Raw genomic sequence first — 12,574 nt, 5'->3', positions numbered from 1 at the left:
CCCGAGAGCGATCGCTCTCGGGCCCGGCCCATGTGGTGTGCGGACGGTCCCCATGGTGCACGCCCTCTCCCGGCGGCGGACGAGCCAGGAGGGCCTGGGGAGCGGATCTTCGTGCCCCCGTGCCGGGGCCAGGCACGGGGGCACGGGGCCCGGAGAGACGGAGCCCGGCAGGGCGCCGTGCCCTACGCCTTGCGGAGGCGGAAGGTGAGGGAGAGGGACGTGTCCTCGAAGGGGGCGCCGAAGGCGGGGTCCGAGGTGTGCACGTCGCCGGGGGCGAACTCGTCGGCGAGGACCTCCTCGGCGATCAGCCCCTCGTGGTCCGCCAGCGCCCGGCCGACCTCGTCGTCCGCCGAGGCCCACACCAGCACGATGCGGTCCGCCACGTCGAGGCCCGAGTTCTTGCGGGCCTCCTGGACGAGGCGGATCGCGTCCCGGGCGAGGCCCGCGCGGCGCAGCTCGGGGGTGATCTCCAGGTCCAGGGCGACCGTCGCCCCCGAGTCGGACGCCACCGACCAGCCCTCGCGCGGGGTCTCGGTGATGATCACTTCCTCCGGCGTGAGGGACACGGGCTCCCCGTCCACCTCGACCCTGGCCGCGCCCTCGCGCAGGGCCGCGGACAGGGCGGCGGCGTCGGCGTCGGCGATGGCCTTGGCCACCGTCTGGGTGCTCTTGCCGAAGCGGCGCCCGAGCGCGCGGAAGTTGCCCTTGGCCGTGGTGTCGACCAGTGAGCCGCCGACGTCCGAGAGCGAGGCGAGTTCGCTGACGTTCAGCTCCTCGGTGATCTGGGTGCGCAGATCGGGGGAGAGGGTCTCGAAGCCGTACGCCGCGATCAGCGCCCGGGAGAGCGGCTGGCGCGTCTTGACCCCGGACTCCGCCCGGGTCGCCCGGCCCAGTTCGACCAGGCGCCGCACCAGCAGCATGTCCTGGGACAGCTCCGGATCGACTCTGCTCAGGTCCGCCTCCGGCCAGCCCGCCAGGTGTACCGAGTCAGGCGCTCCCGGCGTGACCGGGACGACCAGGTCCTGCCACACCCGCTCGGTGATGAACGGGACGATCGGCGCCATCATCCGCGTCACCGTCTCCAGGGTGTCGTGCAGCGTACGCAGCGCCGCGGGGTCGCCCTGCCAGAAGCGCCGCCGTGAACGCCGTACGTACCAGTTCGACAGGTCGTCGACGAAGGTGGACAGCAGCTTGCCGGCGCGCTGAGTGTCGTACCCGTCCATCGCGACGGTGACCTGGTCGACCAGCGCGTGCAGTTCGCTCAGCAGCCAGCGGTCCAGCAGCGGCCGGCGTGCCGGTGCGGGGTCCGACTCGGAGGGCGACCAGCCGGACGTACGGGCGTAGAGCGCCTGGAAGGCCACCGTGTTCCAGTACGTCAGCAGCGTCTTGCGTACGACCTCCTGGATGGCGCCGTGGCCCACCCGCCGCGCCACCCAGGGTGAACCGCCGGCCGCCATGAACCAGCGCACCGCGTCCGCGCCGTGCTGATCCATCAGCGGGATCGGCTCCAGGATGTTGCCTAGGTGCTTGGACATCTTGCGGCCGTCCTCGGCGAGGATGTGACCGAGGCAGACCACGTTCTCGTAGGACGATTTGTCGAAGACCAGGGTGCCGACCGCCATCAGCGTGTAGAACCAGCCACGGGTCTGGTCGATGGCCTCGGAGATGAACTGCGCGGGATAGCGCTTCTCGAACAGCTCCTTGTTCTTGTACGGATATCCCCACTGCGCGAACGGCATGGAGCCCGAGTCGTACCAGGCGTCGATGACCTCGGGGACGCGGACCGCTTCCAGCGAGCAGCCCTCGGCCGTGCAGCCGAAGGTGACCTCGTCGATGTACGGGCGGTGGGGGTCCAGGGCCGACTGGTCGCTGCCGGTCAGCTCCGTCAGCTCGGCGAGGGAGCCGACGACGGTCAGGTGCTCCTCCTCACAGCGCCAGACGGGCAGCGGCGTGCCCCAGTAGCGGTTGCGGCTCAGCGCCCAGTCGATGTTGTTGTCCAGCCAGTCGCCGTAGCGGCCGTGCTTGACCGAGTCCGGGAACCAGTTCGTGCGCTCGTTCTCCCGGAGCAGCGCGTCCTTGATCCGGGTGGTGCGGATGTACCAGGACGGCTGCGCGTAGTAGAGCAGGGCCGTGTGGCAGCGCCAGCAGTGCGGGTAGCTGTGCTCGTAGGGCACATGACGGAACAGCAGATTCCGTGCGGCCAGATCGGCGACCAGCGCCTCGTCGGCCTTCTTGAAGAACTGACCGCCCACCAGGTGCAGTTCGGCCTCGAAGGTGCCGTCGGGCCGCACCGGGTTCACCACCGGCAGCCCGTAGGCCCGACAGGTGCGCATGTCGTCCTCGCCGAAGGCGGGCGACTGGTGGACCAGTCCGGTGCCGTCCTCCGTGGTGACGTAGTCGGCGTTGACGACGAAGTGCGCGTCCGCCATCTCCACCAGATTGAACGGGCGTTCGTACCCCCAGCGTTCCATCTCGGTGCCGGTGAAGCGCTGTCCGGTCGGCTCCCACCCTTCGCCCAGCGCTTTGCCCAGCAGCGGCTCGGCGACGACGAGCTTCTCCTGGCCGTTCGTCGCGACGACGTAGCTGACGTCGGGGTGGGCGGCGACCGCGGTGTTGGACACCAGGGTCCAGGGGGTGGTCGTCCACACCAGCAGAGCCGCCTCGCCGGCCAGCGGGCCGGAGGTCAGCGGGAGGCGCACGAAGACCGAGGGGTCGACGACCGTCTCGTACCCCTGTGCCAGCTCGTGGTCCGACAGGCCCGTGCCGCAGCGCGGGCACCAGGGGGCGACGCGGTGGTCCTGGACCAGCAGGCCCTTCTCGTGGATCTGCTTCAGCGACCACCAGACGGACTGGACGTACTCCGGATTCATGGTCCGGTAGGCGTCGTCCATGTCGACCCAGTAACCCATCCGGGTCGTCAGCTCGGCGAAGGCGTCGGTGTGCCGGGTCACCGATTCGCGGCACCGGGCGTTGAACTCCGCGATGCCGTAGTTCTCGATGTCCTGCTTGCCGTTGAAGCCCAGCTCCTTCTCGACGGCCAGCTCGACGGGCAGGCCGTGGCAGTCCCAGCCCGCCTTGCGCGCCACGTGGTAGCCGCGCATCGTGCGGAAGCGGGGGAAGACGTCCTTGAAGACGCGGGCCTCGATGTGGTGTGCGCCCGGCATCCCGTTGGCGGTCGGCGGGCCCTCGTAGAACACCCACTCGGGGCGGCCCTCGGACTGCTGAAGGGTGCGGGCGAAGACCTTCTGGTCCTGCCACAGCTCCAGCACGGCGTGCTCGAGGGCGGGCAGGTCGACCTGGGCCGGCACCTGGCGGTACTGCGTCATCGACAATCCTCCGGCGGACTCTCAGCTTCCGTCGGAGGGACGAGAGCGCCTGCCTGAACGGCGGCGGACCCGCGGTACCACCCTCCTTGGCAGTGGGGGTCCCCACTGCCCCCTCATTGGGGTCGCGCAGCCGGTTCTACTCGTCCCGACCCGGGTCGGGGCTTTCCTCCGGCGGCTCCGGGGTGATCTTCACGTCGCGCCGGCCCCCGGGCTCACACCGTCCCCGGGTCGCTCGCGGCTGCGTGACGACGCTACTCGTCCCCTTCATCGCCTCTCGCTGGACCAAGTGTACGGGGCTTTCGCGAAGGGAGCGGACCGGTTTTCGTACGGCCGGGCGGGGCACAACGGATGCAGACCGGCGTGCCCCCGTTGCCGCGCGCTCGGAGTCGATTTATCGTTCCGGTCACGTTTCGCGAGCAAGATCACCATATTGAAGGGGGGCGGCCACGGTGGCGAGAGGGACCGCCGCGAGGGGTTCGGGGGCAGCGGGGAAGTCCGCGAAGTCCGCGAAGTCCGCGAAGTCCGCGGAATCCACGAAACCCACGAAGGACGCCGCCTCCGAGAACCGGGCTTCCCCGGCCGGGAAGACGCCTCCCGCCAAGAAGACCGCGGCGAAGAAGACGGCGAAGACGGCGAAGACCGCGAAGAAGGCGACGGCGAAGAAGAGCGCGGCGAAGAAGTCCGCCGCCAAGAAGTCCGCCGCCAAGAAGTCCGCGTCCGGGAGCGCGGCACCCAAGACCACGGTGAAGAAGACGACAGGAGCCAAGACGGTGGCTGCGAAGAAGACTCCGGTGGCGAAGGCCGAGAAGGTGCCCACTGCCCGTACGGCCGCGTCGGCGTCCCCGGAACCGGGCGAACTCGCCGTACGGTCCGGTGAGGACCCCTGGACGCCGCAAGAGGTCCAGGAGGCCCGCACCGAGCTGCGGACCGAGGCCCAGCGGCTGCGTGACGAACTGGTCGCTTCCGGCGAGGCGCTGGAGGGTCTCATGCGCGACTCCGGCGACGGCGCCGGGGACGACGACGCCGATACGGGCACCAAGAACATCACCCGTGAACACGAGATGTCGCTCGCCGCCAACGCCCGCGAGATGCTGTACCAGACCGAACGGGCGCTGGAGCGGCTGGACGCCGGCACCTACGGGCTCTGCGAGAACTGTGGCAACCCGATCGGGAAGGCCCGGATGCAGGCGTTCCCGCGGGCGACGCTGTGCGTGGAGTGCAAGCAGCAGCAGGAACGCCGGCCCCAGTAGAGCCTGGGCCCGCATCTGGCCGTACGTACTTGTCGTACCCTCGTCACGTGACAGAGGTGGAGCGGACTATCGGTACTCCGGAAGGGGCTGACCCGGCGACGGAAGGCTCCGTCGACGACGCGCACGGCGAGCGGTCCGCACCGGCGAAGGGCGGGCGGCGCATCGGTGTGCTCGTCAGCGTGGCCGCGCTCGCCTACGTGCTGGACCTGGTCAGCAAGCTGATCGTGGTCGCCGTACTGGAGCATCACGCCCCGATCCAGGTGATCGGCACGGTGCTCCAGCTGGACGTCGTGCGGAACAGGGGCGCCGCCTTCGGCGTCGGTGAGGCGCTGACGCTGGTGCTGACGGCGATCGCCGTCGTGGTGATCGTCGTCATCGCGCGGATCGCGCGGAAGCTCTACAGCACGCCGTGGGCGATCGCGCTCGGGATGCTGCTGGGCGGGGCCTTCGGCAATCTCACCGACCGCGTCTTCCGTTCGCCTGGCGTCTTCCAGGGCGCGGTCGTGGACTTCATCGCCCCCACGCACTTCGCGGTCTTCAACCTCGCGGACTCCGCGATCGTCTGCGGGGGCATCCTCATCGTGATCCTCTCCTTCCGCGGCCTGGACCCGGACGGGACCGTCCACCGGGACTGACGGTGCAGCGGCGGTGCGGGCCGTGCGCGGGCGTCCGGCATACTCGATCAGGTGAGCACCCTTCCCGAAACCCGGACCCTTCCCGTACCCGACGGCCTCGAAGGAGAGCGCGTCGACGCTGCTCTCGCCCGGATGTTCGGCTTCTCCCGCACCAAGGCCGCCGAACTGGCCGCGGACGGAAAGGTGCTGCTGGACGGGTCGGCGGCCGGTAAGTCGGACCGGGTGTACGGCGGTGCCTGGCTCGAGGTGGAGCTGCCCGCGCCGCCCACGCCCGTACGGGTCGTGGCCGAGCCGGTCGAGGGCATGGTGATCGCCCACGACGACGCGGACATCGTGGTGATCGTCAAGCCGGTGGGCGTGGCCGCGCATCCGAGCCCGGGCTGGACCGGCCCGACGGTGATCGGCGGGCTCGCCGCCGCCGGCTACACCATCGCCACCTCCGGGGCCGCGGAGCGTCAGGGCATCGTGCACCGGCTCGACGTCGGCACGTCTGGGCTGATGGTGGTCGCCAAGTCGGAGCGGGCCTACACGCTGCTCAAGCAGCAGTTCCGTGAGCGGACCGTCGACAAGCGCTACCACGCGCTCGTCCAGGGCCACCCCGACCCGCTCAGCGGAACCATCGACGCTCCCATCGGGCGTCACCCGCAGCACGACTACAAGTGGGCGGTCACCTCCGAGGGCAAGCCGTCGGTCACCCACTACGACCTCATCGAGGCCTTCCGCGCCGCCAGCCTGCTCGACGTCAAGCTGGAGACGGGCCGCACGCATCAGATCCGGGTACACCTGTCCGCGCACCGGCACCCCTGCGTCGGCGACCTCACCTACGGCGCGGACCCCACGCTCGCCAAGCGGCTGCGGCTGGAGCGGCAGTGGCTGCACGCGGTCAGACTCGGCTTCGAGCACCCCTCGGACGGGCGCTGGGTGGAGTACTCCAGCGACTACCCGGACGACCTGCAGCGCGCGCTGGACGTGGTGCGGGCGGAGAGCGCGTAGGAGTGGACCAGCTCGCCCTGCTCTTCGCGTTGCTGCTCGGTGCTGTCGTCACGGTGCCCCTCGGGGACCGGATCGGGCTGCCGTCGCCTGTCCTGATGACCCTCCTCGGCGGTGTGCTGGCGCTGCTCCCCTTCGTACCCAACGTGGAGGTGCCGCCGGAGTTCATCCTGCCGCTGGTGCTGCCGCCACTGCTGTACGCGGCCGTGCAGCGCACCTCCTGGCGGCAGTTCGCCGCCAACAAGCGGCCGATCTTCCTGCTGGCGGTCGCGCTGGTCTTCGTGACGACAGCTGTGGTCGCGGCAGTGGCCAACGCGCTGGTGCCCGGGCTCGGCATCGCGGGCGCCGTCGCGCTCGGCGCGCTGGTGGCGCCGCCCGACCCGGTCGCGGCGACGACCGTCGCCGGGCGGCTCGGGCTGCCACGGCGGCTGGTGTCGATCCTCGAAGGCGAGGGCCTCTTCAACGACGTCACCGCGATCACGCTCTACCACGTAGCCGTCGCCGCGGCCGTCACCGGTACCTTCTCGGTCCCGGGGGCGCTCGGCTCCCTGGTGCTCTCCGCGGTCGTCGCCATCCTGGTCGGGCTCGCGCTGGGCTGGATATCGAACAAGCTCGCGGGCATGCTCGGTGACGCGACCCTGCAGACCGGCCTCTCGCTGCTGGTGCCGTTCGCCTCCTACGTGCTCGCGGAGGAGCTGAAGGGCTCGGGTGTGCTGGCCGTGCTGATCACCGCGCTCTACATGTCCTCGGGGCGTGCGGTGGACGCGGACGATGTGCAGGGGCGGCTGGTCGGACAGACCTTCTGGTCGATCGTCGACACACTGGTCACCGGCGTCGCCTTCGGCCTCATCGGACTGGAAGTGGCCGCGGTCATCGGCCCGGTGCGAGGACGCTGGGACGAGCTGCTCCCGGCGGCCCTCGCGGTGGTCGCGGCGGTGGTCGTCCTGCGGCTGGTGTGGCTGCTGCCCGCGGCCTGGCTGGCCAAACGGCTGCATCAGCGCAAGGACCTGGACGAGGACATCCCCCTCAACTGGCGCGAGACGACGGTCGTCTGGTGGGCCGGGATGCGCGGAGTGGCCTCGGTGGCGCTCGCGCTCGCCGTGCCGCTGACCGTGGCGGACGGCGGAGACTTCCCGGAGCGGGACGCGATCCTCTTCATCGCCTTCGCGGTCGTGCTCGCCACGCTCGTCCTCCAGGGGCTGACCCTGCCATGGCTGGTCAAGCGGCTGCGGGTCAGGGCGGACAGCGCCGCCGAGCGCGAACTGGAGCGGCAGCTCGCCCTGCGCTGCGCGAAGGCCGCACGGCGCCGGCTGCGGGAGATCGAGGAGGTCGAGGACCTTCCCGACGACGTCGCGGAGGCGCTGGCGCGGCGGGCGCACGACGTGGGTACGCGCATCTCGCCGGACATCGCGGACGAAGAACGGCGCGAGGCGCAGTCGAAGCGGGCGGCCCGGATGAAGAAGGTCCACCGGCTGAACGGCGAGCTGCTCTCGGCCGCCCGCCACGAGGTCATCGCGGCCCGCACCGAGCCGGGCGTCGACCCGGAGGTGTGTGACCGGGTCCTGCACCAGCTCGACCTCCGCAGTTTCCGCGCCTGACGGCGCGGGTCACCCGCCCCCCTGGGACTTCGGCCCCGGACCTCTGCGCCTGAAGCGGTCCCAGCACGGCGCGAGGTCAGGAGTGCTTGGGCTGCTGGTGGTTCCGGTGGCCGTTGGAGGAGGCGGCCGGCGGGTCGCCCGCGGAGGTGACGGTGATGCTCGGCAGCGCGTACGCGTGCTCCCGCTGGAGCCAGTCGAGGAGCTGTTCGCGCAGGTCGCAGCGGAGCGTCCACAGGTCGTCCGAGGTGCGGGCCGTGGCGGCGGCGCGTACCTCGATCGTGGAGGGCGTGGAGTCGGTGACGACCAGGCTCCAGCTGCGGCCGTCCCAGTAGTCGTTCGCCCGTACCAGCTCCTCCGTCCGGGCGCGCAGGGCGGCGATCGGGGCGGAGTGGTCCAGCTGGAGGAAGACGGTGCCGGTCAGCTGTGGGCCGCCGCGGGACCAGTTCTCGAACGGCTTGCTGGTGAAGTACGAGACCGGCATGGTGATCCGGCGCTCGTCCCAGGTGCGCAGCACCAGGTAGGAGACGGTGATCTCGTCCACCGTGCCCATCTCGCCGTCGACCACCACCTCGTCGCCGATCCGCACCATGTCGCCGAAGGCGATGGAGAGCCCCGCGAAGAGGTTGCCCAGCGTGGACTGGGCGGCGATGCCGGCCACGATGCCCAGCACCCCGGCCGAGGCGAGCATCGAGGTGCCCAGCGTCTTCATCGCGGGGAACTGCAGCAGGATCGCGGAGGCCGCGATGACCACGACCACCGCGGTGACCAGCCGCTGGATCAGGGTCAGCTGGGTCTTCACCCGCCGGGCGCGGGCCGGGTCGTGGGCCACCCCGGAGTACCGGACGGTGGACGTCTCGACCACGGCCGCGAGAATCCGCAGCGCGAGCCAGGCCGCGGCACCGATCAGGATGATGTGCAGCCAGAGGTTGACGGTCGGCTGGTGGTTGCGCGCGATGTCCGCGTACTCGTAGAAGCCGTTCAGCAGGCCGACGAAGATCACGGCCTGCAGGGGGACGCGTCCGCTCCGCAGCAGCCCCCACAGCGGTGTCTCGGGGTGCCGGGCGTCGATCCGGCGCAGCAGCCGGTCCGTGGCCCAGGCGACGGCGAACGCGAGCAGGATCGCGCCGCCGAAGACGATGATCGGCCGTAGCACGTTGTCCATGGCGCGGATGTCTCCTCGGGGATTGACGGGCTCTGCCGACCGTACCTGCCACCATGGGCGGGGCCCCGGGCGCGGAGGGGGTCACCGGCGCTATATGTGAGGGAAGTGACATCTTGGCCACCGTCGTGCTGTTCCACTCCGTCTACGGGCTGCGACCCGCCGTACACGCCGCCGCGGAGCGGCTGCGGGCCGCCGGGCACGACGTACACACCCCAGACCTGTTCGAGGGCCGCACCGCCGGGACCGTCGAGGAGGGCGGGAAGCTGAAGGACGAGATCGGGCGGGACGAGCTGTTGATGCGGGCCGTCACCGTCACGGCGCCGCTCTCGGAGCGGGGCCTGGTCTACGCGGGCTTCTCGCTCGGCGGGTCCATCGCGCAGAACCTCGCCTTCGCCGACGCCCGGGCGCGCGGACTGCTGCTCCTGCACGGCACCTCGGACATCGCCGAGGACGCCGCCGTCGACGAGCTTCCGGTGCAGTTGCACGTCGCCGACCCGGATGCCTTCGAGCCGCACGACTGGCTGAACGCCTGGTATCTGCGGATGCGGCGGGCGGGCGCGGACGTGGAGATCTACCGGTACGCCGGGGCCGGGCACCTGTTCACCGACGCGGGCCTGGACGACTACGACGAGGCGGCGGCAGAGGAGGTCTGGCGTACGGCGCTGGGCTTCCTCGACGGCCTTCGGTAGCCGCCGGGAGCCGGAGCGGCGGACAGCGCAGCCGCCGCCGCTCCGGGACCCGCGCGCGGACGGCTAGGCCCGCACGGGCCCGTCCGCCCTTTCGATGCGCTGGCTGCCCGAGAGGGTGCGGTAGGAACGCCGGACCTCGGCGGTGGCGTCGCGGTCCGTCTTGTCGGACAGGATGTAGTAGTCCATCTGGGCCCGTTCGGCGGTGACGTCGAGGACGCCGTAGCCGTGCGAGTCCATGTCGAGCCATTTCACATGCCGGTTGGCGGCCTGGACGGCGGCCTCGGCCACGGAGGAGATGGTGTCGGGGGCGACGTGGAGTATGTCGTCGAGATTGTCGGAGGTGACGGAGGTGACGACGAACTCGGTGGCCACCGGCGCCGCCAGCGGATAGGACGCCGCCTTGACCGGCACTTCGTTGGCGAAGGCCATGTGGATGTCGCCGGTGAGGAAGACCGTGTTGCCGATCTTCTGGTCGCGCAGATGGGTCAGCAGCTCACGCCGGTCGTCGGTGTAGCCGTCCCACTGGTCGACGTTGAGGGCGAGGCCCTCCTCGGGGATGCCCAGCAACTCCGCGAGTGGACCCAGCAGATGGGCGGGCACCGAGCCGAAAGCGATCGGCGAGATCATGACCGAGGTTCCGACCATCCGCCAGCGCGCGGTCGACGCGGACAGTCCGGCCTTCAGCCAGTCCAGCTGCTTGCGTCCGGTGAGGGTGCGATCCGGGTCGTCGATCACGTCGCCGTCGCCGATGGTCGCCTGCTTGTCGCGGAAGGAGCGCAGGTCGAGCAGGTGCAAGTCGGCGAGCTTGCCGAATCTGATGCGGCGGTAGGTGGTGCCCTCGGTGGAGGGCCGTACCGGCATCCACTCGAAGTACGCCTGCTTCGCGACCCGTACGCGCTCCGCCCAGTCACCCTCGTCGGGGGTGTGGTTCCCGGCGCCCCCGGACCAGGTGTCGTTGGCGAACTCGTGGTCGTCCCACATCGCGACGACTGGGTGCGCCCCGTGCATGGCCTGCAGGTCGGGGTCCATTTTGTGGTGGGCGTGCCGGAGGCGGTAGTCGGCGAGGGTGCGGATCTCGTGCGCGGGCTGTACCGCGCGGACGATGTTCCCGTCCAGGGGGTACTCGCCGCTGCCGTACTCGTAGATGTAGTCGCCGAGATGGAGGACCGCGTGCAGGTCCGTACGGGCGGCCAGGTGCCGGTAGGAGGCGAAGTAGCCGCCCTCGTAATGGGAGCACGAGACGACCCCGAGGCGGATGCTGTCGGCGGTGGCGTCCTCGGCGGGTGCCGTGCGGGTACGGCCGGCGGGGGAGCGGGCTTCGCCGGCGCCGAAGCGGAACCAGTAGGTGGTGGCGGGGCGCAGTCCGCGCACGTCCGCCTTGACGGTGTGGTCGGCGGCGGCCCCGGCCTCGGCGGTGCCGTGCGCGACGACCTCGGCGAAGTCCTTGTCCTCGGCGACCTCCCAGGTCACCGTGACGGGCCTCCCCTTGCCGGAGCCGGGCACCGCGTCCGGGGAGGGGGTGACGCGGGTCCACAGCAGGACGCCGTCGGGCAGCGGGTCACCGGAGGCGACGCCGTGCAGGAAGGCGGGGCCGTCGGCGGCGTGTGCGCTGGGTATGCCGCCCGCGAGCGGCAGCAGGGCCGCGGAGGCGGCGGTGGCCGCGACGACGGTGCGGCGACGGGGGTGCCCGGCCGGGGGTGTGGCGGTGGGGGCGGGAACATGTGGAGGCGTGGTGTGGGTTGTGGTCACAGAGTCTGATGTTACGCACAGGTAGCCCCAACGGGCAGGCCGCTCACAAGAGTTCGGCCGCCCGTTGGGGCATGTTCAGCCACCGCGTCGCCGGCTCCGGGGCCCGGCCCGTTACTCCTGCGGCTGTCCGCCCTGGCTGGGGATCTTGAGCTTCACGCCCAGCTTCTGCAGCTCCGCGGGGAGTTGCTGCTGCTGCACGTCCTTGCCGTCGATGCGGACGGTGGGCGTGCCCTGGACCTTGCCCTTGTTGAAGTCCGCGACCATCCCCAGCGCCCACTTGTCGTAGGTGCCGTCCTCGACGGCCTTCTTGAAGCCGCCGTTGTTCTTCAGCTCGGGAACGGTGTCGGCGACCTTGAGGAGGTAGGAGTCGTCGGCGAACTTGTCCTGGGACTCCTGCGGGTGATACTTGGCCGAGTACAGCTTCTCGTGGTAATCGCGGAAGGCTTCCTCGCTCACATTCAGCGACGCGCCCAGCGCGCTGATGGCGTTCTTGGAGCCCTCGCCACCGAGGTTGCCGTCGATCAGGTCGCCCAGATGGATCTTGAGCTTGTACTTCTTCTCGTCGGCACCCTTGGCGATGGCCGCGCCCATGCCCTGCTCGAACTGCGCGCATGCCGGGCACCGCATGTCCTCGTAGACGTCCATCGTCTTCTTGGCGCCGGCGCCTCCCAGCACGACGGTGGTGCCGTCCTTGCCCGAGGTGTTGGCGGGCTTGACGAGCTTCTGCTCCTTGGCCGCCTCCCAGCCGGTGGGTTCGTTCATCTTGGTGACGGCGTAACCGATGCCGGTGGCCACCGCGAGGACGCCGATGACCGAGGCGCCGACGATCAGCTGCCGCCGGACCCTGGCCTTCTTGGCCTCCCGCTCCCGCTCGGCCTGCAGCCGCTCGCGGGCGGCGCGCTTGGCTTCGTGGTTGTTGCGCTTGCTCATGGGTCTTCTCCGTGTATACATCGCGTCGGGTGTGGTGAGGTGGGCGGTCGCCGCCCCCTTGCTCGGTGCGGCGTCCGGTTCAGGCCGCGCGTGCGAGCGGTGGCGGTCCTCGACGGTGTACGGAGTGGGTGAGCAGCGGCAGGATGCGGGGCGCCACCACGGGCAGCGCGCCAACGGTACGCGCGGGCGGGCCGGCGGTGTACGGGCGGCGGCCCGCGGCGAAGGCGACCGACAGCGGCCGGAAA

At 70.7% G+C, this 12,574-nt stretch carries 10 protein-coding genes; 5 read left to right on the top strand and 5 right to left on the bottom strand.

Translation table 11 applies throughout. The features are described from left to right. Positions 1-182: 182 nt before the first annotated feature. Both ileS and ACRDP3_RS07235 read right to left on the bottom strand, forming a co-directional pair. The gene (gene ileS, locus ACRDP3_RS07240) at positions 183-3,332 is read right to left on the bottom strand and encodes an isoleucine--tRNA ligase (protein WP_431516004.1); all 3,150 of its coding nucleotides are present in this window, start codon (positions 3,330-3,332) and stop codon (positions 183-185) included. 397 nt (positions 3,333-3,729) lie between these two features. Beyond that, entirely contained in the window at positions 3,730-4,092 is a 363-nt protein-coding gene (locus tag ACRDP3_RS07235; protein ID WP_431516003.1) for a hypothetical protein, read from the bottom strand. A 4-nt stretch (positions 4,093-4,096) separates the two neighbouring features. Here ACRDP3_RS07235 and ACRDP3_RS07230 point away from each other — a divergent pair, with 4 nt between their 5' ends. Genes ACRDP3_RS07230 through ACRDP3_RS07215 form a run of 4 tightly spaced genes read left to right on the top strand, consistent with a single transcriptional unit; the run spans position 4,097 to position 7,799 of the window. After that, a complete protein-coding gene (locus ACRDP3_RS07230; RefSeq protein ID WP_431516002.1) occupies positions 4,097-4,576 on the top strand; it encodes a TraR/DksA family transcriptional regulator in 480 nt (159 codons plus the stop codon). Between the two features lie 47 nt (positions 4,577-4,623). Next, on the top strand, positions 4,624-5,211 hold the full coding sequence (locus tag ACRDP3_RS07225) for a signal peptidase II (protein ID WP_431516001.1): 588 nt from the start codon (positions 4,624-4,626) through the stop codon (positions 5,209-5,211). Positions 5,212-5,262: 51 nt separating this feature from the next. Beyond that, positions 5,263-6,204 carry an RluA family pseudouridine synthase gene (locus ACRDP3_RS07220; RefSeq protein ID WP_431516000.1) on the top strand — a complete coding sequence of 314 codons (942 nt, stop codon included), beginning with the start codon at positions 5,263-5,265 and terminating at the stop codon, positions 6,202-6,204. Between the two features lie 2 nt (positions 6,205-6,206). Further along, complete coding sequence (locus ACRDP3_RS07215) at positions 6,207-7,799, top strand: Na+/H+ antiporter (protein ID WP_431515999.1); 1,593 nt, start codon at positions 6,207-6,209, stop codon at positions 7,797-7,799. Positions 7,800-7,875: 76 nt separating this feature from the next. Here the strand turns inward: ACRDP3_RS07215 and ACRDP3_RS07210 are convergent, their stop codons facing one another. Further along, the gene (locus ACRDP3_RS07210) at positions 7,876-8,961 is read right to left on the bottom strand and encodes a mechanosensitive ion channel family protein (protein ID WP_431515998.1); all 1,086 of its coding nucleotides are present in this window, start codon (positions 8,959-8,961) and stop codon (positions 7,876-7,878) included. A gap of 113 nt (positions 8,962-9,074) precedes the next feature. Here ACRDP3_RS07210 and ACRDP3_RS07205 point away from each other — a divergent pair, with 113 nt between their 5' ends. Then, positions 9,075-9,650, top strand: coding sequence for a dienelactone hydrolase family protein (locus ACRDP3_RS07205; RefSeq protein ID WP_431515997.1), 576 nt, complete (start codon positions 9,075-9,077; stop codon positions 9,648-9,650). Positions 9,651-9,713: 63 nt separating this feature from the next. Here the strand turns inward: ACRDP3_RS07205 and ACRDP3_RS07200 are convergent, their stop codons facing one another. Both ACRDP3_RS07200 and ACRDP3_RS07195 read right to left on the bottom strand, forming a co-directional pair. Next, entirely contained in the window at positions 9,714-11,399 is a 1,686-nt protein-coding gene (locus tag ACRDP3_RS07200; protein ID WP_431515996.1) for an alkaline phosphatase D family protein, read from the bottom strand. A gap of 111 nt (positions 11,400-11,510) precedes the next feature. After that, on the bottom strand, positions 11,511-12,329 hold the full coding sequence (locus ACRDP3_RS07195) for a thioredoxin domain-containing protein (protein ID WP_431515995.1): 819 nt from the start codon (positions 12,327-12,329) through the stop codon (positions 11,511-11,513). Positions 12,330-12,574 lie beyond the last annotated feature (245 nt).

Origin of the sequence: Streptomyces sp. (genome assembly GCF_050698815.1) — a bacterium.
GTDB lineage: Bacteria > Actinomycetota > Actinomycetes > Streptomycetales > Streptomycetaceae > Streptomyces.
The sequence above is the reverse complement of the archived record's forward strand: the minus strand, read 5'-3'. Positions and strand labels throughout refer to the sequence as shown.

What these genes read in the sequence shown, in the direction of transcription:
- ACRDP3_RS07210 (WP_431515998.1), bottom strand. Translation starts at nt 8,961, where the DNA reads ATGGACAACGTGCTACGGCCGATCATCGTCTTCGGCGGCGCGATCCTG.
- ACRDP3_RS07195 (WP_431515995.1), bottom strand. Translation starts at nt 12,329, where the DNA reads ATGAGCAAGCGCAACAACCACGAAGCCAAGCGCGCCGCCCGCGAGCGG.